Genomic DNA, 24,463 nt, shown 5'->3' with positions numbered 1-24,463 from the left:
GCCGATGGCCACACCAAGGCTCATCTCGACCAGCGCCTGGGCGTGGATGTCGCCCGCCGTGCCGATGCCAAAGCTTTCCGGAGCATAGATGGCGGCGGCGGCCACCATGACGGCGGCAAAACCGACGAGCGAGTGGAAGGCGGCGACCAGCTGCGGCATCGAGGTCATGGCGATGCGGCGCGCGGTGACCGCGCCGATGCCGCCGCCGATGGCGAGACCGAGCACGATCAGGCCGAGGCGGCCGGCCGAAGGCAGCGCCAGCGCCAGCGTGGTGGCGATGGCAATGCCCATGCCGATCATGCCGTAGAGATTGCCCTGGCGGCTGGTGGTCGGGTGCGATAGGCCGCGCAGCGCCAGGATGAACAGGATGCCGGAGACGAGATAGAGGAAGGAAGCCAGATTGACGGTCACGTCACTTTTCCTTCTTCTTGTACATGGCGAGCATACGCTGGGTCACCAGGAAGCCGCCGAAGATGTTGACCGAAACCAGCACCAGGGCGACGAAGCCGAAGCCCGCGGCAAGGCCGGAAGCGGCGATGCCGACGGCGAGCAATGCGCCGACGACGATGACCGAGGAGATGGCGTTGGTGACGGCCATCAGCGGCGTGTGCAGCGCCGGCGTCACCGACCAGACGACATAGTAGCCGACGAAGATCGCCAGCACGAAGATGGCAAAGCGGAAGACGAAGGGATCGATGGCGCCGCCCGAAAGCGCATGCGCGGCATTACCGGCAGCCTCGCCTGCGGGCGCGTTGGCCAGGTCTTGCACGGCAAGGCGGACGGCGGCCGTCGCCTGATCGAGCTGGTCGAGGGCTTTCTGCAGCTGTTCCATCACGCGGTCCCTTTCGACTTGGACGAGGGCGACTTGGCTGCGGCGGGTTGCTTCGTCGCAGCCTTCTTCGCGGCAGGTTTTGGCGATGCCTCAGCGACCATGATCGTCGCGGGAATGGCAGCCGGCTCGGTGCGCGGCTCTTCCGTCGCCTTGGCGAAGGCAGGATGCACGACCTTGCCGCCATCGGTCAGCATCGTCGCCTTGACCAACTCGTCGTCGCGCTTGATCGAAAGCTGTTTCGCCGCCTTGTCGACCATCGTCTCGAGGAAGGCATAGAGGTTCTTGGCGTAGAGCAGCGAGGCGGATGCAGCAACACGACCGGGCACGTTGAGATGGCCGACGATCTTGACGCCGTTCTCCGTCGTCACGACCTTGCCGGGCACCGCGCCTTCGACATTGCCGCCGCGCTCCACCGCAAGATCGACGATCACCGAGCCCGGCTTCATCGAGGCGACCATGGCGGCCGAGATGAGCTTCGGCGCCGGCCGTCCAGGGATCAGCGCAGTGGTGATGACGATATCCTGCTTGGCGATGTGCTCGGCGGTCAGCGCCGCCTGCTTGGCCTGGTATTCCTTCGACATTTCCTTGGCGTAGCCGCCGGCCGTCTCGGCCGCCTTGAACTCCTCGTCCTCGACGGCCAGGAATTTTGCGCCGAGCGACTGCACCTGCTCCTTCACCGCCGGGCGCACATCGGTGGCAGTGACGATCGCGCCAAGCCGTCTTGCCGTGGCGATCGCCTGCAGGCCGGCGACGCCGACGCCCATGATGAAGGCCTTCGCCGCCGGCACGGTGCCCGCCGCCGTCATCATCATCGGCAGCGCGCGGTCGTATTCGGCCGCGGCGTCGATCACCGCCTGGTAGCCGGCGAGATTGGCCTGCGAGGACAAAACGTCCATCGACTGGGCGCGGGTGATGCGCGGCATGAACTCCATCGAAAAGGCGGTGACCCCTGCACTGGCGAGCGCAGCAACAGCGGCGTCGTTGCCGTAGGGATCCATGATGGCGATGACGGCGGTGCCGGACTTGTAGCCCTTCAACTCGGCATCCGTCGGCCGGCGCACTTTCAGCACCACATCGGCCTTTTTGGCGTCGGCCGCCGTTCCGATGGCGCCGCCGGCAGCAGCAAAATCCTGGTCGGGGATGCGGGAGCCGAGGCCGGCGCCCTTCTCGACGATCACGTCGAAGCCCAGGCCCACTAGCCGTTTCACCGTCTCCGGCGAGGCCGCGACGCGCGGCTCGTTCGGGTCAACCTCACGAGGGATGAATACTGTTTGTCCCACCGGATTATCCTTTCGGCTGGAACCTTGATGCGCAAGGCGTCGGCCGGGACGTCCGGTGACGTCAAGTGCAATTGGCTTGGGAAATCTACCGCAGAATGAGAGCGCCGACGGCCATGATCAGGATGAACAGGATGGTCGCCGAAAAGAAGCCGCCGACGAAGAAGCCGAAGGCCATTGCAATAAGGATGGCTGCACAGACCAGCGAGCCGTATTTGGCCAGGCCGAGGAAGGCCTTGTAGGTACGATCGTGCTCGGCATAGTCCATTTGCGCGCCAAGCTCGACAGGACCGGTCGGCGAGTGATCAGCCATGGAAGTACCCCTTCGAAAATGCCTTTGAGGCACATAGCGAAAAGCCGAACCAAGAGCAATGGCGCTATTGCCGCACAGCCTGCGACAACAGCCTCAAACGAATGTTGAAATTGAACGCCGTGCTTCGTCCGCGCGGCGAGTGGGATTTCAGCCGGCGAGATGGGGAAAAAGGCCGAGCAGGCCGACAACGATCAGGTAAAGCGCGACGATGTAGTTGAGGAGCCGCGGCATCACCAGGATCAGCACGCCGGCGATCAGCGAGATCAGCGGCGTCAGCGCGAGCGAGTGGATGGTCATGTCGGGGATCCTTTCATTCGGCAGGCAATCGCCCGTCAGGCGGGCTGCGGAGCGGATAGCGGCGCAGCCGGTGAAAGGTTCATGGCCTGCGTTCAGGCCGCGGCGCGATAGTATTTCGCCGTCGGCAGAATGGTGAGGGGCGTCAGCCGGTTTATGGCCGGATTACCGAACATCATCCGCTGCTCCATTGGCGTCGATCTGAAGAACGGCAATCGTTTGAGCGTCAGGCGCATGTTTTCTCCTGCCGGGATTTCGAACAGTGCGAGCGGGGGAAGAACGCCCGGAAATACTTTACCCTCTGTCCTCTGCACGGCCTGAAAGTAACGAACGTAAAAAGCGGAATGCTCCATCTTGACCGGCGTCAGCACCGAGTCCTGGCCAAAATAACAAGAGGCGACCATGGCAATCCTGAGTGTCAGGAAAGGTATCACTCCGGGCGACGGTGCGCTGGCAGGATCGGCTGCGAACCGGGTTCCATCGATGAAGGTTTCTCCGCGCGCAAGCCGCTCCTTCAATATTTCCGGATAGGCATCGACGGAGGGCGAGCACGGACACTCGCTGGTAATATAATGGAAGCGCAGTGTGCTGACCAATTGGCCATAGCAATAGACACCGAACCGGTAGGCGTTGGGCAGATTATCCCAGCGATCCTCGAACATACCGCTCGCGATCGGACCACACATACCTGAGCGCCGATAGGAGTTGTAGCGGAGCCGGTAGATCGCCTCCTGATCTTCACCCCCGGTGATGAGACGATATTCGACATGATCCAGTAGTTGCATCATGGATCGGTTGAGCACCGAGTCGATTCTAGCGCTGGCGTCGACCGACGCGCTCTTTCTAGCAACAACCATAGTCCGTCCTCGAATTCCGCTTATAAATAGGCTATTCGAGTTGAAATGAGACACAAGCTGAAAATTCGATATCGCGGATTTACCGGTTGTTAACCTTAATGGCCGTGAATCGTTCGTCGATCTTTCATGCGAAAAAAGCAGGATCGTGCAGCCGAGGGGTGTCTGATCCGAACTGGCGGCGATCATCACGGTGATTCTGAAAACAGGTGTCGCGCGCACCAGGACGTGGCGGATTTAGACAGCGCCCGGCTGTCATCCTTTCATTGGATGAACATTCGACCTGTTTTTTGAACGCATTTCCAGGTGAGACACACTCCGCACCTTCCTGGAATTGCGTTCAACTGGCTGTTCGTTTGCCGGCGATATACAAATCCGCGGCAAACGGCCACGTGACACTCGACATCGTCTCGATGCCCGACGCGCTGAGCGCGGCGCCGAAGAGGAAGCCCTGCACGAAGTCCGGCTTGACCAGATGGACCAGCGTCTTCAGTTGCTCGAAGGTTTCGACCCCTTCGATGGTGACGGAAAGGCCCAGCGTCCGGGACAGGCCGACGATCCCCTTCAGGAGATCGAGCGACTGCCGGTTCTGGTTCAAATCGACCAGGAACGAGCGATCGATCTTGATCTTGTCGAGCGGCAGCTTGTGCAAATAGCTGAGGCTGGAATAGCCGGTGCCGAAATCGTCGAGCGCGATCCGCGCGCCGAGCGCCTTCAGTTCCTCGATCGACTCGCGCGTCAGCGACTTGTCGTCCAGCAACGCGGTCTCGGTGACCTCGATTTCGAGCCGATGCGCTGCAAGGCCCGACTTGGCCAAGGCGGCGCTGACCTTCTGGACGATATCGCGATTGCGGAAGTCCTTGGCCGATAGATTGACCGACACGCTGGTCTGGGCCGGCCATTTGGCGCATTCGGCGCACGCGGCCTCCAGCACGAAAGTACTGATCTCGGAAACGATGCCCATCTCCTCGGCGAGCGGGATGAAGACGCTGGGCGAGATTGGGCCGAGGTCGGGATGATCCCAGCGGCAGAGCGCCTCGCAACTGGCGATGCGCATGGTGCTGACAGCCACGATCGGCTGGTAGACGACGCGCAATTCCCTGGCCTGCACGGCATTGCGCAGGTCGGCCTTCATCAGCTGGCGATTGCGGAAGGCGGCATCCATGGCCGCCTCGAACAGCCGCCAGCTGTTCTTGCCGAGTTCCTTGGCCTTGTAGAGGGCAAGGTCCGCCTTGACGATCATGGCGTCCGCGTCGGTGTCCTTGACCCTGGAAAGCACCGCGCCGCCGCTGCTCTGGATGCGCAAGCCGTGGCCGGCGACGTCCACCTCGCCCTGCAGATCTGCGAAGATCTGGTCGAGCAGGGTGCTGAGATGGCTCTCGTCCTCGACGCGATCGAAGAAGATCATGAACTCGTCGCCGCCGAAGCGGCTGACGGTGATGCCCGGTCCGGCAATCGCCGCGAGGCGCTCGGCGACGGCATAGATCAGCCCGTCGCCGACGGGATGGCCGAGCGTGTCGTTGACGCTCTTGAAGTCGTCGAGGTCGAGCACCGCGAGGCCGCACAGGCGGTCCTGGTCGCCGGAGGCCATGGCCTCGCCGACCAGCTCGTGGAAATAGGCGCGGTTCGGCAGGCCGGTTAAATTGTCGTAGCGCGCCATGAAGCGGATCTTTTCCTCCGCCTCGACGCGGGCCGTCACATCCTCGAAGGTGATGACGCCCAGTTCCTGGCTGCCTTCGCGGGCGGAGAATTCGTAGTGCTGGCCATTAGCGAGAGAGACCAGCACCTTGCGGTCGCGGCCCTCCCGTAAGGCGCGCGTCAGCTGCGCCTCGATGTAGCGGCAGTCTTTCGGCGCCAGCATGCCGCCGGCGACACCGCGCATCAAAAGGCCGTGGATCGAGCGTCCGAGCAAGGCATCGCCCGATTTCAGCGACATCAGGCGGGCGGCTTCGGCATTGGCCACCGCGACGCGCCCGTCGGGTCCCAGCATGACCAGGCCATGCGACATGGTGTTGAGCGCGCGATCGAACCGGCGCGTCAGTTTCCTGGCCTGCTTGTGGCCGATGACCGCGGAGAAGAGCACGTTGCGGACATGGTCGGCGCTGCTGATGGTGACGAACGTCAGCGGGATGATCATCAAGCCGAGGACGACAGAAGGCATATCCAAGCGCAGGATGAGCGCAAGAGCCGCAGGCCCGACGAGGGTCAAGGAAAAAATCTGGACCATGCGCATGGACCCGTAGCTTCGTCCGACAACCGTTACCAGGGTCGTCAACGACAACGATACCGACGCCAGTTCAGCAAATTGATCAGGACGCAGATAGATCGACACGAAGCAGAATGACCCCAATGCGAGGCCCTGCGCGCTGCCTTTGAGAATGTAATTGCGCTCTATCGCTTCTGCCTCTGCGACACTTGCTATGGTGCCGCCCGCTCTATGGAAGCCTTGGATGCTGAAGTACCGCCAGAGGCTGGCCGATAGCAGAACGAAAGCCAACGCCAAATAAAGCAGATCCTGCGTGCGCAGGTAGACCATGAAACCGAGAATCCAGTAGCATACGCCGCCGATCGCCACCATGCCGGCGTTGTCGAACAATGCCCGCACGAACTGGATATAGACATCCGCCGGGATGTTCTCGGTCTTTGTTCTGCCCATGTCGCTGGCCCAACACTACGCCCTCTAATGCCACGCCCGCCTTAAGAAAGGCTTAGACAGCGGCTTGACTTCGGTTGCCGAAGTTACGAAACCGCAGGCAGATCAGAGAATTCAATCCTTCGGCAAACAATCGGCCGGCTGGTGCGATCACTCCGCCGCCCGGAGTGCCGGCTCCGCCGGAGCCTGGGCCAGACGCTCGATCAGCCGCGCACGCTCGCCCGCCGCCTTGTCGGCGCTGGCCTGTCGGACATGGCCGTAGCCGCGGATCAGCGCCGGCACGGAGGCCAGAGCCGTCGCGGCCTCCACCCTGCCAGGCGCCAGCGCGCCGGCGATGAGGTCGAGATCGGCCTCATACTCTCTCAGCAGCTGCCGCTCCATGCGCCGCTCGGCCGTGTAGCCGAAAAGGTCGAAGGCGGTTCCGCGCAGGCCCTTCATCGCCGCCAGCAGCCGAAAGCCCTTCATCATCCACGGGCCGAAGCTCGATTTGCGGGGCTTGCCGTCATTGCCGCGCCGCCCAAGGATCGGCGGCGCGAGGTGGAATTCAAGCTTGTCATAGCTCTGGAACTGCTGGGCGAGGTCGGCGGCGAAGGTGCCGTCGGTGTAGAGGCGCGCCACCTCATACTCGTCCTTGATCGCCATCAGCTTGAAGAGGTTTTTGGCGACGGCTTCGGTCACCGCGGTCGAGCCGGGCACGGCCTTGGCTTCGGCGACGCCCAATGTCGCCACACGGTCGGCGTAGCGCTTGGCGTAGGCGGCGTTCTGATAGGCGGTGAGGAAGGCGACGCGGCGGGCGATGACATCGTCCAGAGTCTCGGCGGGTTTCGACGCCGGCTTGCCGGTTTGGGCGACCAGGCCGCGCACGAAGTCGGGCTGGTGCGCCGCACGACGGCCCCAGCGGAAGGCCGCGATATTCATCGCTACCGCTTCGCCGTTCAATTCTATCGCCTTTTCAACGGCTTCGGCCGAAAGCGGCAGGCCGCCATGCTGGAAGGCGAAGCCCAGCATGAACATGTTGGCGCCGAGCGAATTGCCGAACAGAGCGCTCGCCGTGCGGGTGGCGTCGAAGAAATGCGCCTTGTCGTCGCCGGCAGCCGCCCGGATCGCCTTCTTCAGCCGCTCGACCGGCAGCGAGAAGTCGGCGGAACGGGTGAACTCGCCGGGCATGATCTCGGCGGTGTTGGCGAGGAAGATCGTATGGCCCTCGCGCACTGCGCCCAGCACCTTCTTGGCGCCGGAGACGACGAGATCGCAGCCGAGCACAAGGTCGGCCTTGCCCGCCGAAACGCGGATGGCGTGGATGTCGTCGGGTGTAGGGGCGATGCGGACATGGGTAAAGACCGAGCCGCCCTTCTGGGCAAGGCCCGCCATGTCGATCATGCCGCAGCCCTTGCCTTCGAGATGCGCCGCCATGCCGAGCACCGCGCCGATGGTGACGACGCCGGTGCCGCCGACCCCGTCGATAATCGCCGCCCAGCCCTGGTTGCCCATGCGGAACTCAGCCGGCGCCGGCACGCCGTCGAGAGGATCGGCCCTGCCGGCAATGCCTTCAGCTTTCCTGATCTTGCCGCCATGTACGGTGACGAAAGACGGGCAGAAACCGTTGAGGCAGGAGAAATCCTTGTTGCAACTCGACTGGTCGATCCGGCGCTTGCGGCCGAATTCGGTCTCGACCGGCTGGATGGAGACGCAGTTCGACCGCACGCCGCAATCGCCGCAGCCTTCGCAGACCAGTTCGTTGATGAAGACGCGCTTGTCCGGATCGGGGAAGGTGCCGCGCTTGCGGCGCCGGCGTTTCTCGGCGGCACAGGTCTGATCGTAGATGAGAACGGAAACGCCTTTGAGCCCACGCAACTCGCGCTGGACGAGATCGAGGTCGTCGCGGTGATGGATGCTGATGCCGGCCGGGAAATCGGCCTTGCCGGCATATTTGTCGGGCTCGTCGGTGACGACGGCGATGCGCTCGACGCCCTCGGCGCGCACCTGTCTCGCGATCATGTCGACGGTCAGGCCGCCCTCATGCGGCTGACCGCCGGTCATCGCCACCGCATCGTTGTAGAGGATCTTGTAGGTGATGTTGGCGCCGGAGGACAGCGCGAAGCGGATCGCCAGCACGCCGGAGTGGTTGTAGGTGCCGTCGCCGAGATTCTGGAAGATGTGGTCGCGCTTCGAGAACGGCGCCTGTCCGACCCATTGCGCGCCCTCGCCGCCCATGGCGGTGAAGCCGACCGTGTTCCTGTCCATCCACAGCGCCATGAAATGGCAGCCTATGCCGGCGGCGGCGATCGAGCCGTCCGGTATCTTGGTGGATGAATTGTGCGGGCAGCCCGAGCAGAAGAAAGGCGTGCGCGAGCCGATATCTACGGTGTCGGCAAGCATCGCCTGGAACTGGCGCAACTTCGCCACCCGCGCGGCGATCTCTTCCGACGGGCCGATGGTGCGCAGGATCCGCTCGCCGAGCGCGATGGCGATCTCGTTCGGGTCGAGCGCGCCCTTGGCCGGGAACAGCCAATCGCCGCGCTCGTCCTTCTTGCCGACGATCACCGGCTGGATGGCGGTGCCGTAGAGGTTCTCGCGCAGCTGCACCTCGATCAACGAGCGTTTTTCCTCGACGACGACGATGGTGTCGAGGCCGCGGGCGAACTCGGCGATGTGCTGGAAATCGAGCGGCCAAGGGCAGCCGACCTTGAACAGGCGGATGCCGATGCGGTTGGCGGCCGCCTCGTCGATGCCGATATCCTCCAAGGCCTGGCGGACATCGAGATAGCTTTTGCCGATGGTGATGACGCCGAGCTTGGGATTGCGCCCGCCGGAATAGACGATGCGGTTCAGACCATTGGCCTGGATAAAGGCGGAAGCGGCGGCGCGCTTATATTCATGCAGCCGCTCCTCCTGGCCGAGCATGTCGATCTCATGGCGGATGTTCAGGCCGCCCGGCGGCATGTCGAACTCGGGAATGACGATGCTGAGACGCTCGATCGAGGCGTCGACCGAGGCCGTCGATTCGATGTTGTCCTTGACGCATTTGATCGCCGCCCAGGTGCCGGCGAAGCGCGACATGGCAAAGCCGTAAAGGCCGTAGTCGATGATCTCCTGGACGCCGGCCGGATTGAGGATTGGCACCATGGTGTCGACAAAGAGGAATTCGGTGGCATGCGCATTGGTCGAGGATTCGGCCATATGGTCGTCGCCCATCAGGGCGAGCACGCCGCCATGCTTGGACGAGCCGGCCAGATTGGCGTGGCGGAAGACGTCGCCGGAACGGTCGACGCCCGGCCCCTTGCCGTACCAGACGGAAAAGACGCCGTCATGCGTGCCCTCGCCCAGCAATTCGGTCTGCTGCGAGCCCCAGCATGCGGTGGCGGCGAGTTCCTCGTTTAGGCCGGGCTGGAAGACAATGTCGGCGGCCGCAAGCTGCTTCTTGGCCCGCCACAGCTGCATGTCGAGACCACCCAGCGGCGAGCCGCGATAGCCGGAGACGAAGCCCGCCGTGTTGAGGCCGGCCCGGCGGTCGCGCTCGCGCTGCATCAGAAGCATGCGCACGACCGCCTGCGCGCCGGACAGGAAGACGCGCTCCTTGCCAAGGTTGAACTTGTCGTCGAGCGCGACGTCGTGCAGCGTCATCAGGTATTTCCTCTGCGGAGGCGCCTCAAATCAGGCAGCCAACGTCGGAGTGGGACGCCGCAGTCTTTCTTCCCTTGGCGGTGAGGTCAAACAAAATCGCAGAGGCCAAATAACACGCAACAAACGGTCTGGCGAGTGGCAAGCCGCGCACGCAAGAGCATGCTAACCACTTCCGGAGGAACAAAAATTTCGTGAGCGCTGGGCGTTTCAGGTCGCTTTCGAGCAATCCGGCTTCTGCGCATCGGGCAGCCTGCCGTCAGGATGGCCGGCAAGGTCAGGATTGAGCTCGTATTTCGGTCCGATCACCAACGGCCGATCCGGCAGCATGGTCTGATCCTCCGACGAGGTCATGGTGGTGTCGATGCTTTGCAGCAATGTGCCGCTGGCATCCTCGATGCGGATCGAGACTTTGTAGGGCTTGTCCTTGACCACGCAGGAGAGCGGCGGACTGGTCAGCGTGATATGGGGCAGCTTCGGCCAGATCTTCTGGTTGACGACGAGCGGGTCGCCGCCGGCCGGGTTTTGGAAGCTCACGACCGCGACCTGGCCGTCGACCATCGGGCGCAGCGGCTTCAGCGTGATGACATAGGTGGCGATGGCGAGCCGGTAATTGAACTCGAACAGCTTGCCGGAGATGGCAAAGAGCTGGTCGTTGCCGGCGTCGCGGCAGGCGCCGAGCGTGACAGCGGCGACCAGGGCAGCGCCGAGGACGATCGAATGCGACAATTTCCTAAGCATTGGGAGCCTCCCTCGCCGCTGTACGGCGGCGGTAATAGCGGTTTGCCTTCTGGCGGTTGCCGCAAACGGCCATGTCGCACCAGAGGCGGCTGGCGTTGCGGCTGCGGTCGACAAACAGCCAGCTGCAATTGGGACAGATCCTAAGCCTTGCCACCGTTTCGTCGCGCAACAGCGACAGCGCCGAGACGGCCAAAGCCGCCTCGAAGGCGATCGGCGATTGCGGATCGCCGAAAGGCTGGCCCGGCCTCCCGATCTCGGTCGCGCTGCCGGACAGCCCGCTGGCGCAGGCCGTGAGGAAGTCCGGCAGGTGGCTGGTCGCCACCGCGCCGTTCGACACGGCATGGCGAAACAGGCGATCGGTCGCTTCGCGGATCGAGATGACGGTCGGCTTTATCTCGCCCGGTTCCGGCGCCTGCAGCCGCCGGCCGCCGAGCTCGGCGGCGCGAAAGCTGCTCGCCGCCTCGGCGAAGCGGGCGATCTCGGCCGGGTCGTCGAAACGGTCGAAGGACTTTTCCGGGTCGTTGCGCAGCACGACCGTGTTCGCCGTATCGAGCGCAAGGAAGCCGCCGGTGAAGCGGTGCGGGGTCCAGGAAACCGTCATGACAGAAATCTAACCGATAAAACGTGTTTGACAAGTTAGATTCTGGATGCAACGGTCCAGATGGAGGTCAGGGTGCAGGACCCGAGGACGCCGCATGCTCTATTTCTTCCAGCAGGTGCTGAACGGGCTGCATTCCGGCGCGCTCTATGCGCTGCTCGCCTTCGGCTATGTGCTGACCAATGGCATCCTGCATCGCACGAACCTGGCTTATGGCGCGCTGTTCGCCTTCTGCGGCCAGACGATGATCCTGACCGCCGCCTTCGGCTATCAGGCGCTGTGGCTGACGCTCGCCGCCGCGGTGACGCTCGGGGTGGCCGCTGCCATTCTCTATGCGGCGCTGATCAGCCACGTCCTGTCGCGCAGTGTCTTCGAGAGGCTCGCCGATCGCTCGCCCAACGCCATCGTGGTGACGACGCTCGGCATTCTCGTCTTCCTGTCGGAGGCGAGCCGCATCGCCGCCGACACGCATGACCTGTGGCTGCCGCCGATGCTCGCGAATCCCGTCACCTTTGCCCAGGGTAACGGCTTCAAGGTCACGCTCACCGTCATCCAGCTGCTCGACTGCGCTTGTGTCATCGGCGTGGTGGCGCTGGCGGCCTGGCTGTTTTCGCATTCGCGCTTCGGCCGCGCCTGGCGCGCCGTCTCCGACGATCCGAAAGCGGCGGCGATGTGCGGCGTCGACGTCACCGCCGTGTTCCGCCGCGCTGTGCTGTTCGGCGGCTTTTGCGCCGCCTTGGCCGGCGTCCTTGCCGGCCTCTATTACGGCAATGTCTCCTTTGGCACCGGACTGGTCTACGGTCTCAAAATCCTGTTCGTGACGGCGGTCGGCGGTTATCTGTCGCCGCTCAAGGCAGCGCTTGGCGCCGCGACCTTCGGCATGGCGGAATCGCTCTGGGCCGGCTATTTCCCGCTCGAATGGCGCGACGCCTGGATCTATCTCTTCCTCGTCGTCATGCTGGTTCTGATCGGCGCCGGGCGCGACCAGGCCAAGATCGCCTAAGCTCCCAGACTTTCGTTGCATGACGTCGCGTCACGCGGCGGCATTCCGCCCCTGCGCGGCTTACCGATCTGTTTGCCGCGGCTTTGTCATGTTGACCTGCCGGACCACGCACTGCATATCGTTGGGCTAGGCGGCGCGACGCCGGAGGGGGTATCGGGCGCGCCGCATGGCACTTTGAGTCTACGCATCGTGCTTTCCGAAAATCGAACGTGATTTTCGGGCCCGATGCACGAGGGAGGACTATGCATGGCTGGGCTGCTCGCTCTATCCAGGACGATCGACCGCATCAACGAGTTCATCGGCCGCTGGGTCTCGTGGCTGATCCTGCTCGCGATCCTGGTGAGCGCCGGCAATGCCGTCATCCGCAAGGTGTTCGACACCTCCTCCAACGCTTGGCTGGAGCTGCAATGGTACCTGTTCGGCGCCGCCTTCATGCTGGCCGCCGCCTACACGCTGAAGCAGAACGACCATATCCGCATCGACATCGTCTACGGCATGTTCTCGCGCCGCGTGCAGCACCGGATCGACCTCTTCGGCCATCTCTTTTTCCTGATGCCCTTCGTCATGCTGATGGTGATCTATTTCGTACCTTACGTGTCGCTGTCCTTCCGCAGCGGCGAGATGTCGACCAATGCCGGCGGGCTGATCGTCTGGCCGGCCAAGGCCATCCTGCTCGTCGGCTTCTTCCTGCTCGCGCTGCAAGGGGTTTCCGAGATCATCAAGAAGATCGCCATCATGCGCGGCGACATGGACGATCCCACTCCCTTCATCTCGGCGCATGAGCAGGCCGAGCTCGAGGCCAAGGCGCTGGCCGAGGAAGCCAAGGCGCTCGCGGGCGAGGTCCGCTCATGATCGAATTCATCGCGCAGAACATGGCGCCGATCATGTTCGCGTCGCTGATCATCTTCCTGTTGATCGGCTACCCCGTCGCTTTCTCGCTCGCCGCCAACGGCCTGCTGTTCTTCTTCATCGGCGTGCTGGTCTCGCCCTACTCCGGCGGGTCGATCAACCTCGCCTGGCCGCTGCTGCACGCGCTGCCGGACAATTTCTACGGCACCAGGGTGATGTCCAACGACACGCTGCTGGCGATCCCCTTCTTCACCTTCATGGGCATCGTGCTTGAACGATCAGGCATGGCCGAGGACCTGCTCGACACGATCGGCCAGTTGTTCGGGCCGATCCGCGGCGGGCTTGCCTATGCGGTGATCTTCGTCGGCGCGCTGCTTGCCGCAACGACCGGCGTGGTGGCGGCCTCCGTCATCGCCATGGGCCTGATCTCGCTGCCGATCATGCTGCGCTACGGCTATGACCGCAGGGTGGCTTCCGGCGTCATCGCCGCGTCCGGCACCCTCGCCCAGATCATCCCGCCGTCGCTGGTGCTGATCGTGCTCGCCGACCAGCTGGGACGCTCGGTCGGCGACATGTACGCCGGCGCGTTGATCCCCGGCATCGTGCTGACCGGCATCTACATGCTCTACATCCTGATCATGTCGATCGTCCGGCCGAAATCGATGCCGGCGCTGCCGCTCGAAGCCCGCACGCTCGGTCACGGCGTGTTGTCGCTGATCGTGGCGCTGCTGGTCACCGGCGCCATCTCCTACGGCGCCTATCGCTACCTTGCCCCGACGCGGGGCGACAATGCCGATATCCTCGGTTTCGCCGTCGGCGTCATCGTCATCTATGTGGTCGCCATCCTCGACCAGCGCCTGCGTATCAACATGATGTCGAAACTGGCGCAACAGGTCGTGATCGTGCTGATCCCGCCGCTGGCGCTGATCTTCCTGGTGCTGGGCACGATCTTCCTCGGCATCGCCACGCCGACCGAAGGCGGCGCCATGGGCGCCGTCGGCGCGCTCATCATGGCGGCGATGAAGGGCCGCTTGACGAGGGACGTCATCAACCAGGCCCTGGCCTCGACAACCAGGCTTTCCTCATTCGTGCTGTTCATCCTGATCGGTGCACGCGTCTTTTCGCTCACCTTCTACGGCGTCAACGGCCATGTCTGGGTCGAGCATCTGTTGACCTCGCTTCCCGGCGGCGAGACCGGCTTCCTGATCGGCGTCAACATCCTGGTCTTCGTGCTTGCCTTCTTCCTCGATTTCTTCGAGCTCGCCTTCATCATCGTGCCGCTCCTGGCGCCGGCCGCCGACAAGCTCGGCATCGACCTGATCTGGTTCGGCGTGCTGCTCGGCGTCAACATGCAGACCAGCTTCATGCATCCGCCCTTCGGCTTCGCGCTGTTCTACCTGCGCTCGGTCGCGGCCCGCGTGCCCTATCTCGACAGGATCACAGGCAAGCAGATCGCGCCGGTCAGCACCGGGCAGATCTATTGGGGCGCCGTGCCGTTCGTTTGTATCCAGGTGATCATGATCGGGCTCACCATCGCCTTCCCGCAGATGGTCATGCGCTACAAGGGCGCCGCGGTGGAGCCCAGCACCATCGACCTCAAGCTGCCGGACATGCCGTCGCTGTCGCCGCTCGGCACAGCCCCGGCGAACAACAACGGCGCGGCGCCGGCCAATGGCGGCGCCCCGGCGGCTCCCGGCACGCCCGACCTGTCGCAGCCGCCGAGCTTCGGCGATGCGCCGGCCAAGCCGGCGGCGCCGGCGCCCGACCTTTCTAAGCCGCCGAGTTTCAATTGAGGTGACCGCGTCATGAGAGCCGTCCGGCTGGAAGCAATCGGCAGCATCGCGCTTCGCGAGGTGGACAAGCCTTCGCCGGGACCGGGGGATGTTCTGGTGCGCATCGAGGCCTGCGGCGTCTGCGGCACCGACCGGCACCTTTTCCATGGCGAGTTTCCCTGCGCGCCGCCGGTGACGCTCGGCCATGAATTCTCCGGCATCGTCGAAGCGATCGGCCAGGCGGTGTCGGGCATTGCCATCGGCGACCGCGTCACCGGCGATCCGAACATCGCCTGCGGGCGCTGCGCCCATTGCCATGCCGGCCGCGTCAATCTCTGCAGCAATCTGAGCGCCATCGGCATCCACCGCGACGGCGGTTTCGCCGACTATGTGCTGATGCCGCACAAGCAAGCCTTCCGGCTGCCCCCAGACCTCAAGCCGACGCATGGCGCTTTCTGCGAGCCGCTCGCCTGCTGCCTGCACGGCGTCGACCTTGCCGCGATCCGGCCGGGCGCGTCGGTGGTGGTGCTGGGCGGCGGCGTCATCTGTCTGCTCGTCGTGCAGCTGGCCAAGCTCGCTGGCGCAGCGATCATCATCCTGTCGACCCGGCAGGCTTCGCGCCGCGCGCTCGCCGCGGAGCTCGGCGCGACCGCGACAATCGACCCAAGCACCGTCGACCCGATCGCGGCCGTCGCCGGGCCGAACGGCCTGGCCCCCGGCGGCGTCGACGTGGTGCTGGAATGCGCCGGCGTGCGCGACACGGTCGAGCAATCGATGCGGATGGCAAAGGCGGGCGGCACGGTTGTGATCGTCGGCGTCGTGCCGCAAGGCATGAAGGTGGAAATCGAGCCGTTCGATCTCTTGTTTCGCGAACTGAAGGTGCTCGGCTCCTTCCTCAATCCGTTCACGCATGCAAGGGCGGCGCAGCTGATCGCCTCCGGCGCGATCGAGGTCGACCGACTGATCTCAAGGCGAGTGAGCCTGGAGGAGGCGCCCGACGTAATCGCCAACCCGCCGGCGCCGGGTGAGGTCAAGGTGCTGGTGGTGCCGGGCCAAGGCTGACCCACGGCCCTTTGCCTTGAAACGTTGGCGATTGGCGAAACCGCCGATGACGGCGCCCCTCTCCCCGTCCCTATGCGGGAGAGGGTGCCGGCAGGCAGGTGAGGGGCGGCGCCGACGTCGGATGTGTAAGGTGAGACCCAGATCGCGGCTCTAGGCGATTCAATCGCCGAAGCTGGCGCTGCCCCTCATTCCCCTGCCGGGACCTTCTCCCCGTATAGTGACGGGGAGAAGGGGCTAATCTTCCTACAGTTTGCCGTTGCGCTGCTGCACCATCATGAAGGTGTCGTAGTTGTATTCGGCGATCTGGGCCCAGAGATAGTGCTCCTTGCGGAACGCCTTGATCGATTCCCAGATCTTCTTGAACGGCGCGTTGTTGGATTCCATCTCGGCATAGACCTCGTTGGCCTTCTCGAAACAGGCGGCCATGATCTCCTGGCTGAACGGCCTGAGCTTGGCGCCGCCAGCCACCAGCCGCCGCACCGCCGGCGGATTCACATAGTCGTATTTCTGCAGCATGTTGGCGTCCGCGGCCTGCGCCGCGGTGCGCACCAGCGATTTGTAAGTCGGCGAAAGTTCTTCGTATTTCGCCTTGTTGAACAAGAGATGAACGGTCGGGCCGCCTTCCCACCAGCCGGGATAGTAGTAATAGGGCGCGACCTTGTAGAAGCCGAGCTTCTCGTCATCATAGGGTCCGACCCATTCGGCGGCGTCGATGGTGCCCTTTTCCAGCGCCGGGTAGATGTCGCCGCCGGCAATCTGCTGCGGAACCACGCCGAGCCTCTCGACGACCTTACCGGCAAAGCCGCCGATGCGCATCTTGAGACCCGACAGATCGGCGACGCTGTTGATTTCCTTGCGGAACCAGCCGCCCATCTGGACGCCGGTGTTGCCGCCGGGCAGGCCGAACAATCCTTGCGCCCCAAGGAATTCGTTGAACAGGTCGATGCCGCCACCATGGTAATGCCAGGCGTTCATGCCGCGTGCATTGAGCGAGAAGGGGACGGCGGCGCCGAGAGCCCAGGTGGGATCCTTGCCCCAGTAATAATAGGCCACGGTGTGGGCCGCTTCGACGGTGCCGGCGGCGGCGGCATCGGCCGCCTGCAGGCCGGGCACCAGTTCGCCCGACGCGAAGACCTGGATCTGGAAATTGCCGTCGGTCGCTTCCGACAGCATCTTGGAGAAGACTTCGGCGCCGCCATAGATCGTGTCGAGCGACTTCGGGAAGGACGACGCAAGCCGCCAGGTCACTTTCGGATTGGACTGGGCAATGGCCGGCGTGGCGAGTGCCGCGGCTGCTGCGGCTGCGCCCACGCCGGACGCACCGGCCTTGCGAATGAAAGAACGACGATCCATTAAGTTTCCTCCCTTGCGGATCAGCTGACCGACGTCAGGGCATCCTCGTTGCCCGCATCAGTTGGGGAAGAAACATACACAGGCAAAGGGTCGAGTCCAGCGTTGCGGGCAAGGGTTGCCGCCATTCCGGCGCCGCGTGCAACTATAGTCTAACGAACCTGCCGCTGGCCCATGCAAGGCAGCGAAACTCACCATGGCAAACTGCCTTCAGATCGCCTATTTAGTAGGCAGATTAACTCCTTAGCTCTCGAAGGAATCCAAACCCGAAATGCAGCAACCGCTCGTCGCAGTCTCGTCCGACGTCCGCCAGTTCGACAACTACACGTGGCACGCGGCACCCCAGCAATATTTGGAAGCGGCGGTCGCGGGCGCCGGCGTGTTCCCGCTGCTGGTGCCGTCCTTCGGCGACCGGCTCGACCTCGACGAATTGCTGTCGTCTGTCGACGGCGTCATGCTGACGGGTTCGAAGTCCAACGTCCATCCCTCGCTTTATGGCGGCGACCCGAGCGAGGCCAACGGCCCTTACGATCCGGCGCGTGACGCCACGACGCTGCCGCTGGTCCGCAAGGCGATCGAGCGCGGCGTGCCGCTGCTTGCCATCTGCCGCGGTATCCAGGAATTGAACGTTGCGCTCGGCGGCACGCTGGGCACCGAAATCCAGGAGCGCGAAGGCTCGCTCGACCACCGCGCGCCGGTGAGCGACAATCAGGATGGGCGCTTCGCTATCCATCAGACGATCTCGATCAAGCCGGGCAGTTGCCTTGCCGGCGTGTTCGGTGCCGGCGAGATCAAGGTGAATTCGCTGCACCGCCAAGCGATCGACCTGCTGGGCTCCAGGCTTCAGGTCGAGGCCCTGGCCACCGACGGCACGATCGAGGCAGTCTCGGTCAAGGATGCGCGGGCCTTCGCGGTCGGCGTGCAGTGGCACCCCGAATACTGGGTGAAGTCGGACAGCAACTCCGCCAAGATCTTCAAGGCCTTCGGCGATGCCGTGCGGCTGCACGCGGCCGCGAAAACAGGTGTCCGCGCCGCGGCGGAATAGAAATAGGGGCGCTTCAAGCGCCGCCTTTCGCCACTCAGATCAGAACTTGTAGCTGAAGCCGACACGCACGGCCTGGGTCGTTACGTCGGTGGGGTAAAGAAACCCGCCGTCGGTTGCCGGATTGTCAGTGAATTTGCCGAAATCGCTGTAGCGATACTCGACGCGCGTCGTCCAATTCGGTGCGAATGCATATTCGACGCCAGCGCCCACCGTCCAGCCAGCTTTCGTATGCGAAGAGCTGTCGCTCGTTCCGCCCTCGTCATAGTGGGTATCGAAATGAGCAACCGCCAAACCGCCTGTGGCGTAGAGCAGGGCTGGCCCTACCGCATAGCCGAGGCGCGCGCGCAGGGAGCCTTGCACATCGATCTTGGTTTTGATCGTGCCGGCAAATTCCGAGTCAACCGAACCGCTCATTCCCGAGGCTTCAATGTCGGCTTCGGCGCCAAGAACGAATTGATCGTAAGCCTGGTTGTAGCCAATATGAATACCGCCCAGGACTCCATCGCTTTTCCAGGAGTCGGCCCAGTCGGAAACGCCAGTGCCTATCTCAGAATCGTGACTCTTTACTTTGCCCCAGCCATAGCCGAGTTGGACGCCGCCATAAAAGCCGCTCCACTCATACGCTGCAGGAACAGCAGGAGAAAGCGCGTCAGCGGCGAAGGCGCTGGCCGGAAACAAGGCGATAATGGTCGAAGCAAGAAGAAAGGACTTCATTTAAGCACCCCAAAGCTACGACGAACCTATTCGGCTTTGGCTGCATTGCAAGACAGGCGAGCACATCGGGGATACATTCCTATCCGAAGTTGCAAAAAGACCACGCCTTGGGATCACTGGCCGTCACCTGTCAACGCCAGAAGCGGCGTGGCCGGCGCATAGGATTCGTAGCCGTCGCCATCGGCGACACCGAAGGTGACGATCGGATCGACGCCGTTCTCGCTGAAAGCGACCGAGCCGTCCGCCTGCTCGTGCCAGAATTTAACCCGCTCGATGCCGGGCATCAGCTTGCGGCAGTTCGGCGCGACGTCGACACGCGACAGGCCGTCGAGACCGGAGCTCCGCGCTGCACGGCGCAGGCGGCTTCATCGCATTGGCGATAGCTGCTCGAGGAGGCGGTCTCGACAGCCGCGCCTTGGCCCTCGCCGTCATAGAGAACATGCGCGCCTCCGAGCAACGCAACCGACGCAACCAATCCGGCAACCAGCTTCACGCCGCTTCTCCACACTCAACCAGCATGAAAATCATTTCAGAGAGTTAAGTGGGAGTTAATGAGGCTGTTGAAGCCTTAACAAATGTGGCGAAAGCGCCTGGAGCGGTTCAACCTCCCATGGACGGAACACCCGTTTGAAACCTTCCCTCGAATTGCTCTAGCTGCGCGCCTTGACGTTGATCGTCTCCGTCACCGGCGTCAGCGGCCGGCGCTCGGTGAACCAGGCGACGAGATTGTCGACGCAGAGATCGGCCATGGCGCGGCGGGTGTGGACCGACGCCGAGCCGACATGCGGCAGAAGCGAGGCGTTGGGCGCGTCGAGCAGGGACTGCGGCACCTTCGGCTCGTCGGCAAAGACGTCGAGGCCGGCGGCGGCGATGGCACCGCTCTTAAGAGCGCCGGCCAGCGCTGCCTCGTCCACCGTCGAGCCGCGGCCGATATTGACCAAGACGCCGTTCGAGCCCAGCGCCGACAGGACCTCGGCGTTGATCGCCTTCTCGGTGGAGGCGCCGCCCGGGGCAATGCAGATCAGCGTGTCGACGGCTTCGGCAAGCCCCTTCAAAGTGGCATGATATTCGTAAGCCAGGCCTTCGACCTTGCGGCGGTTGTGATAGGCGATCGGCAAGCCGAAGGCCTCGATGCGGCGGGCGACGGCACGGCCGATGCGGCCCATGCCGAAAATGCCGACGCTGCGGCCGCGCAAGGTAAGCCGGCTCAGGCGATAATTGCCCTTCTCCACCCAGTCGCCATCGCGCAGCCATTTCTCGGCGGCATAGAGCTCGCGCACGGTGTTGATCAAAAGACCGATAGCGGTGTCGGCGACCTCCTCGGTCAAAACGTCGGGCGTGTTGGTGACTATGACGCCGCGCTTGGCCGCGTGATTGGCGTCGACCGAATCGTAGCCGACGCCGAAACTGGCGATGATCTCGAGATTGGGCAGCGCGTCGATCATCGCCGCGCTGATGCCTGCGTAGGAAGCAATGCCGCGCACCGTCGCGCGCATCTCGTCCGTGACCAGCGCAGGGTCGGCGCGTTCGATCCGCACAAGCTTGAACGCCTTGTCGATGCGGCCGACGGCATGGTCGTTGAAATCGCCCGGCACCAGGATGGCGACCGACAATTTTCCTTCGGCCCTGGTCATGCACGCTCCACCGGCTTGCCGGTCGACTGCCGCACATGCAGCTCCGGCTTGATCAGCTCCTGCGAGGGCCGCACCGCCTGCCCGTTCAATTTGTCGAGCAGGGCGCTCGCGGCGCGGCGGCCGACCTCGCGCTGACCGTTCCAGACCGTGGTCAGGGCCGGTGTCGCGATTGCCGCCTCCTCGAGATCGTCATAGCCGGTCACGGAGATATCGACGCCCGGCACGAGGCCGGCGCGGGCGATGCCGTTCATCAGCCCGATCGCGACCAGGTCGTTCCAGCAGCAGGCGGCGGTGGGCTTGTCCTTCAGCGCCAGAAACTGTCCCGCAGCCTCGAACCCTGCCTGCTTGGTGCGCGGCCCGGGAATGCGCCAGGACGGCTTCACCTCCAGGCCGGCCGTCTCCATCGCGTTGAGATAGCCCTGGTAGCGGTCTCGGCCGGTCGAGGTCTGGTCGGTGCCGCCGACCATGGCGATGCGCTTGTGGCCGAGCGAGATCAGGTGGTTGGTGGCAAGCGCGGTGCCATAAGCATCGTCGCCGCGGAACACCGGCACGTCGGCGCCGGCGACGGTGCGCGCGATCAGCACCGCCGGCAGGCCGTTTTCCTCGGCCATGATGATGTCCTTGGCCGGCGTGCCGATGGCCGGCGACATGATGACGCCGTCGGCGCCGAGCTGCAGCAGCGTGTCGATGAAGGTGCGCTGCTTTTCCAGCTGGTCGTAATGGTTGGAGAGAATGAAGGTCTGGCGGCTGCGGTCGAGCTCGCTTTCGATCGAGCGCAGGATCTCGGCGAAGAAGGGGTTCATGATGTCGTGCACGACGACGCCGACAATGCCGGAGCGCGAGGTGCGCAACGAGGCGGCGCGGCGGTTGTAGATATAGCCGATGACGCGGGCATGCTCCTTGATGCGCTCGCGCGTGGAGCCTGCGACCAGCGGGCTGTCGCGCAGCGCCAGCGATACCGTTGCCGTGGAGACGCCGAGCGCATCCGCGATCGTCGAAAGCTTGATCTTCTGTGCCAGCGCCCTTCGCTCCCCAGGGTCTTTAAATTGTTTAAATTCGGCCTTATGCCATCGATCGGGAGCAAATCAAAGTTTTTTCGCCAGCGCCTCGGCCTCGGTGTCGAGCGAGGCGGAGTTGCGGACGCGAAGCCGGTGCTCGCGGTGGATGATGTAGAGCCCGCTCGCAACGATGATCACAGCGCCCAGCAAGGTCCAGCGGTCGGGGAATTGGTGGAAGATCAGCCAGCCGGAGATGATCATCCACACCATCTGCGAATAGGGGAAAGGCGCCAACTGCGTCGTGGTTGCCAGGCGATAGGCCCGGACCAGCAGATAGTGGCCGCCGGCGCCGAAGACGCCCAGCATCAAGACGACGAACCATTGAAAGCCGCCGTGGGGCAGCGCGGGCGCGAAGGCAAGCATCGGGGCCAGCAGCACCGACGGCGCCAGCGCCGAGAACAATATCAGGCTCTCGGATGTCTCCGTCGAGGACATGCGCCGCGTCATGATGACGTAAAAGCTGTTCGACAGCATCGAGCCCAGCGCGAAGAGATGGCCGATGCCGAACACGCCGACGCCCGGCCGGGTGATGATGAGCACGCCGACAAAGCCGGTGAGGATCGCGAGCCAGCGCCGCCAGCCGGCCCATTCGCCGAGCAGCGGGCCGGCAAGCGCGGTGATGACCATCGGGCCAAAGAAATAGATCGAGGTGGTCTCGGCGAGCTGCAGCGTCCTCAGCGCCAGGATGTTGAACATGGTCGAGCCGAAAAGCATGCAGCCGCGCAATATATGCGCCGGCAGGTTGTTGGCGCGAAAACGCGCCGGCTCGCGCCAGCCGCGCAGGAAGAGGCCGACCAGCAGGACATGGACCGCGAAGCGGGCCCAGGCGACGATCAGCGCCGAGACGCCGGCCAGCACCAGATATTTGCTGGAGGTGTCAAGAAAGGTGAAGCAGACATAGACGCAGAGCATCAGAAGCATCGCCGCGGGCGGCGTTGCGCTGTCTTCGTTGTTTTTGGGAATGCTCAAGGTCGGGCCGAAGGAAGATAGACGTTACCCTTCTGCGGCAATCGCCGCTTGCCAGCAAGCCAAAAGCGACTGGCCCAACAAGCGCTTCGGACAGGCTTAAAGCGGATTGCCGTCGGCGATTGGCTTGAACGGTTCTCGCGGGTCGTCATCCACGGGCGGAGCAGGGAGCGAAGCGACGCGGCGCAGACCCGAGGATCCATGCCGTTACATCGACGCTCCACCAACGGTGCAAATTCTGCTCCGTTGCAAACTTCGGCGAAGGTCACGGCATGGATCCTTGGGTCTTCGCTCCGCTTCGCGTCGCTACGCCCAAGGATGACGAAGTTGGCGAGGTAGCTGCCAATCTCGAACGTTCAAGATGGTATAAAATCAGCCATGCATGCGAGCGCCCTTGGTGATCTTGTCGACGAGCTTTTTCTCGCCGCGCATAGCGATCCCGACGACCCTGGCATCGTCCGGCGCGAATTCGGCGAAGACGGCGCGGTTGGCGAGGTCGTGCCCGGTCGAAAACATCTCCTCGATATAGGCGGACGTCGTGACGCCGCGCTCCAATGCCCGGCGATGGATCGTGCCCAGCGTCGCGGCGTCGGCCGACAGGACGATGACCGGCTGGATCGACATCGGGTTGTAGCGGTTGCCGGCGCGGTCGCGATACGGCTCGCCGATGATCTCGGGGAACTGCGCGACGATGCCGCTGGTCAGGAACGCGGTGACGTTGAGCTTCTGCCACACCGGCAGATCCTCTCTGAGGACAATTGCAATTTTCGTATCGAACACCAAGATTGAGACTCCGAAATGGCCCATGACGGGCGGAACAAGGCGATGGCGCAGGCTCTAGGCGCGGAAGCGCAGGAAGGTCTTGAACGTTCGTGCGCGGATGCGGCCGATGGCGATCGCATCGTTTCGGCGCCGGGCGGGCTTGGCCTCGAACGCATCGAAGCTCGATTCCGCGGCAACGCCTTCGAGCTCCACCGGCACGACACCTACGCGATCGGCGTGACCTTGCATGGCGTGCAGCGCTTCCATTATCGCGGCGCGCTGCAACACAGCCTGCCGGGCAAGGTGATCGTGCTGCACCCCGACGAATTGCACGATGGCGGCGCCGGAACGGAAGACGGGCTGCGCTACCGGATCCTTTACCTGGAGCCGTCCCTGCTGCTCGACTGCCTTGATGGCGAAGCGCTGCCTTTCGTGCGCGACGCCGTGGTCGACGATCCGGCGCTGCGGGACACGCTGCTCTCGGCGCTGGGGCCGCTGGACGAAGAACTCGGCGACCTTTTCATGGCGGATTTCGTTGCGCAACTGGCGCAACAGCTGAAACGCCATTCCGGACAGCCGGCAAAATCCACGGGCAAGACCGCATGGCGGGCGGCGGCGCTTGCCCGCGACTATCTGGAGGAGAATGCCGAACGGGCGGTGCATTCCGATGAGCTGGAGGCCGTTACCGGCCTCGACCGCTACGCGCTGTCGCGCCATTTTCGCGCCACTTATTCGACCAGCCCGCATCGCTTCCTGTTGATGCGCCGGCTGCAAAAGGCGCGGCGCATGATCGCCGAGGGCGAGCCACTGGCGGAAATCGCCGCCGGCGCCGGCTTCAGCGACCAGAGCCATTTCAACCGCCATTTCAAGAAGGCATTCGGCATGACACCGGGGCGCTGGGCGGCGCTGGTGCGCGACGCGTAGCGTCGTCGCTCAAGGGCGAGGCGTCCGGTGATGGCGTTCAGGCGCGATGCGCAGCATCGTCGCCGTTCCGCTAAACCGGCGATGCTTTGGTCCGCGGTTGCGCGACGATGCTGCGCATCGCGCTTGCGTTACTCGAGACGA

The 24,463-nt window shown here is 63.8% G+C and carries 23 protein-coding genes and 1 pseudogene; 6 read left to right on the top strand and 18 right to left on the bottom strand.

Going from position 1 to position 24,463, the window contains the following annotated elements:
* The 10 genes and pseudogenes from LB528_RS02980 to LB528_RS02935 all read right to left on the bottom strand — a co-directional run.
* The coding region (locus tag LB528_RS02980; RefSeq protein WP_224713785.1) for an NAD(P)(+) transhydrogenase (Re/Si-specific) subunit beta at window positions 1–411 on the bottom strand (411 nt) is incomplete at its 3' end.
* Window position 412: 1 nt separating this feature from the next.
* The gene (locus LB528_RS02975) at window positions 413–832 is read right to left on the bottom strand and encodes an NAD(P) transhydrogenase subunit alpha (RefSeq protein WP_140545871.1); all 420 of its coding nucleotides are present in this window, start codon (window positions 830–832) and stop codon (window positions 413–415) included.
* Window positions 832–2,112, bottom strand: coding sequence for a Re/Si-specific NAD(P)(+) transhydrogenase subunit alpha (locus LB528_RS02970; protein WP_224713784.1), 1,281 nt, complete (start codon window positions 2,110–2,112; stop codon window positions 832–834). The genes LB528_RS02975 and LB528_RS02970 overlap by 1 nt, the downstream gene beginning before the upstream one ends.
* 85 nt (window positions 2,113–2,197) lie before the next feature.
* Window positions 2,198–2,422, bottom strand: a complete 225-nt coding sequence (locus tag LB528_RS02965; RefSeq protein WP_041000220.1) for an aa3-type cytochrome c oxidase subunit IV — start codon at window positions 2,420–2,422, stop codon at window positions 2,198–2,200.
* Window positions 2,423–2,569: 147 nt separating this feature from the next.
* Complete coding sequence (locus LB528_RS02960; RefSeq protein ID WP_023729728.1) at window positions 2,570–2,719, bottom strand: DUF3096 domain-containing protein; 150 nt, start codon at window positions 2,717–2,719, stop codon at window positions 2,570–2,572.
* Window positions 2,720–2,811: 92 nt separating this feature from the next.
* Entirely contained in the window at window positions 2,812–3,759 is a 948-nt protein-coding gene (locus LB528_RS02955) for an N-acyl amino acid synthase FeeM domain-containing protein (protein ID WP_224713783.1), read from the bottom strand.
* A gap of 151 nt (window positions 3,760–3,910) precedes the next feature.
* The gene (locus LB528_RS02950; RefSeq protein WP_224511729.1) at window positions 3,911–6,226 is read right to left on the bottom strand and encodes a putative bifunctional diguanylate cyclase/phosphodiesterase; all 2,316 of its coding nucleotides are present in this window, start codon (window positions 6,224–6,226) and stop codon (window positions 3,911–3,913) included.
* A gap of 147 nt (window positions 6,227–6,373) precedes the next feature.
* Window positions 6,374–9,859 (bottom strand): annotated as a pseudogene (locus LB528_RS02945) (indolepyruvate ferredoxin oxidoreductase family protein); the annotation flags it as partial.
* A gap of 195 nt (window positions 9,860–10,054) precedes the next feature.
* A complete protein-coding gene (locus tag LB528_RS02940; RefSeq protein WP_224713782.1) occupies window positions 10,055–10,585 on the bottom strand; it encodes a hypothetical protein in 531 nt (176 codons plus the stop codon).
* Window positions 10,578–11,186, bottom strand: a complete 609-nt coding sequence (locus LB528_RS02935) for a CGNR zinc finger domain-containing protein (protein WP_224713781.1) — start codon at window positions 11,184–11,186, stop codon at window positions 10,578–10,580. Before LB528_RS02935 ends, LB528_RS02940 begins: the two co-directional genes overlap by 8 nt.
* Before the next feature lie 94 nt (window positions 11,187–11,280).
* Here LB528_RS02935 and LB528_RS02930 point away from each other — a divergent pair, with 94 nt between their 5' ends.
* The 4 genes from LB528_RS02930 (at window position 11,281) to LB528_RS02915 (ending at window position 15,869) form a co-directional block, all read left to right on the top strand.
* A complete protein-coding gene (locus LB528_RS02930; protein WP_224713780.1) occupies window positions 11,281–12,186 on the top strand; it encodes a branched-chain amino acid ABC transporter permease in 906 nt (301 codons plus the stop codon).
* Window positions 12,187–12,432: 246 nt separating this feature from the next.
* Window positions 12,433–13,038 (top strand): TRAP transporter small permease subunit, encoded by a 606-nt coding sequence (locus tag LB528_RS02925; RefSeq protein WP_224713779.1) that lies wholly within the window; start codon window positions 12,433–12,435, stop codon window positions 13,036–13,038.
* Window positions 13,035–14,828, top strand: coding sequence for a TRAP transporter large permease subunit (locus LB528_RS02920; RefSeq protein WP_224713778.1), 1,794 nt, complete (start codon window positions 13,035–13,037; stop codon window positions 14,826–14,828). Before LB528_RS02925 ends, LB528_RS02920 begins: the two co-directional genes overlap by 4 nt.
* A gap of 12 nt (window positions 14,829–14,840) precedes the next feature.
* Complete coding sequence (locus LB528_RS02915) at window positions 14,841–15,869, top strand: zinc-dependent alcohol dehydrogenase family protein (protein ID WP_224713777.1); 1,029 nt, start codon at window positions 14,841–14,843, stop codon at window positions 15,867–15,869.
* Between the two features lie 243 nt (window positions 15,870–16,112).
* On the opposite strand, the gene LB528_RS02910 is transcribed toward LB528_RS02915, so the two are convergent.
* Window positions 16,113–17,222, bottom strand: coding sequence for a TRAP transporter substrate-binding protein (locus LB528_RS02910; RefSeq protein WP_224511737.1), 1,110 nt, complete (start codon window positions 17,220–17,222; stop codon window positions 16,113–16,115).
* 268 nt (window positions 17,223–17,490) lie between these two features.
* On the opposite strand from LB528_RS02910, the gene LB528_RS02905 reads away from it, so the two are divergent.
* Window positions 17,491–18,264 (top strand): gamma-glutamyl-gamma-aminobutyrate hydrolase family protein, encoded by a 774-nt coding sequence (locus tag LB528_RS02905; protein WP_224713776.1) that lies wholly within the window; start codon window positions 17,491–17,493, stop codon window positions 18,262–18,264.
* 39 nt (window positions 18,265–18,303) lie between these two features.
* Here LB528_RS02905 and LB528_RS02900 read toward each other — a convergent pair whose 3' ends face one another.
* The 7 genes from LB528_RS02900 to LB528_RS02875 form a co-directional block, all read right to left on the bottom strand.
* Complete coding sequence (locus LB528_RS02900; RefSeq protein ID WP_224713775.1) at window positions 18,304–18,978, bottom strand: outer membrane protein; 675 nt, start codon at window positions 18,976–18,978, stop codon at window positions 18,304–18,306.
* Between the two features lie 113 nt (window positions 18,979–19,091).
* Window positions 19,092–19,262: a hypothetical protein gene (locus LB528_RS30380; protein ID WP_318012268.1), complete on the bottom strand. Its 171-nt coding sequence runs from the start codon at window positions 19,260–19,262 to the stop codon at window positions 19,092–19,094.
* A complete protein-coding gene (locus tag LB528_RS30375; protein ID WP_318012267.1) occupies window positions 19,262–19,471 on the bottom strand; it encodes a hypothetical protein in 210 nt (69 codons plus the stop codon). Before LB528_RS30375 ends, LB528_RS30380 begins: the two co-directional genes overlap by 1 nt.
* A gap of 157 nt (window positions 19,472–19,628) precedes the next feature.
* Window positions 19,629–20,612 carry a 2-hydroxyacid dehydrogenase gene (locus tag LB528_RS02890; RefSeq protein WP_224713774.1) on the bottom strand — a complete coding sequence of 328 codons (984 nt, stop codon included), beginning with the start codon at window positions 20,610–20,612 and terminating at the stop codon, window positions 19,629–19,631.
* Window positions 20,609–21,631: a LacI family DNA-binding transcriptional regulator gene (locus LB528_RS02885; RefSeq protein WP_224511869.1), complete on the bottom strand. Its 1,023-nt coding sequence runs from the start codon at window positions 21,629–21,631 to the stop codon at window positions 20,609–20,611. The genes LB528_RS02890 and LB528_RS02885 overlap by 4 nt, the downstream gene beginning before the upstream one ends.
* 66 nt (window positions 21,632–21,697) lie before the next feature.
* Window positions 21,698–22,582, bottom strand: a complete 885-nt coding sequence (locus LB528_RS02880) for a DMT family transporter (protein ID WP_224713797.1) — start codon at window positions 22,580–22,582, stop codon at window positions 21,698–21,700.
* A gap of 426 nt (window positions 22,583–23,008) precedes the next feature.
* Complete coding sequence (locus LB528_RS02875; protein ID WP_224511741.1) at window positions 23,009–23,416, bottom strand: DUF2000 family protein; 408 nt, start codon at window positions 23,414–23,416, stop codon at window positions 23,009–23,011.
* A gap of 45 nt (window positions 23,417–23,461) precedes the next feature.
* Here LB528_RS02875 and LB528_RS02870 point away from each other — a divergent pair, with 45 nt between their 5' ends.
* Window positions 23,462–24,322 (top strand): AraC family transcriptional regulator, encoded by an 861-nt coding sequence (locus LB528_RS02870; RefSeq protein ID WP_224713773.1) that lies wholly within the window; start codon window positions 23,462–23,464, stop codon window positions 24,320–24,322.
* Window positions 24,323–24,463: the final 141 nt, after the last annotated feature.

Origin of the sequence: Mesorhizobium sp. CA4, from assembly GCF_020165075.1 — a bacterium.
In the GTDB taxonomy this organism is placed as follows: domain Bacteria; phylum Pseudomonadota; class Alphaproteobacteria; order Rhizobiales; family Rhizobiaceae; genus Mesorhizobium.
This window is presented reverse-complemented; position numbering and strand designations above follow the sequence as displayed.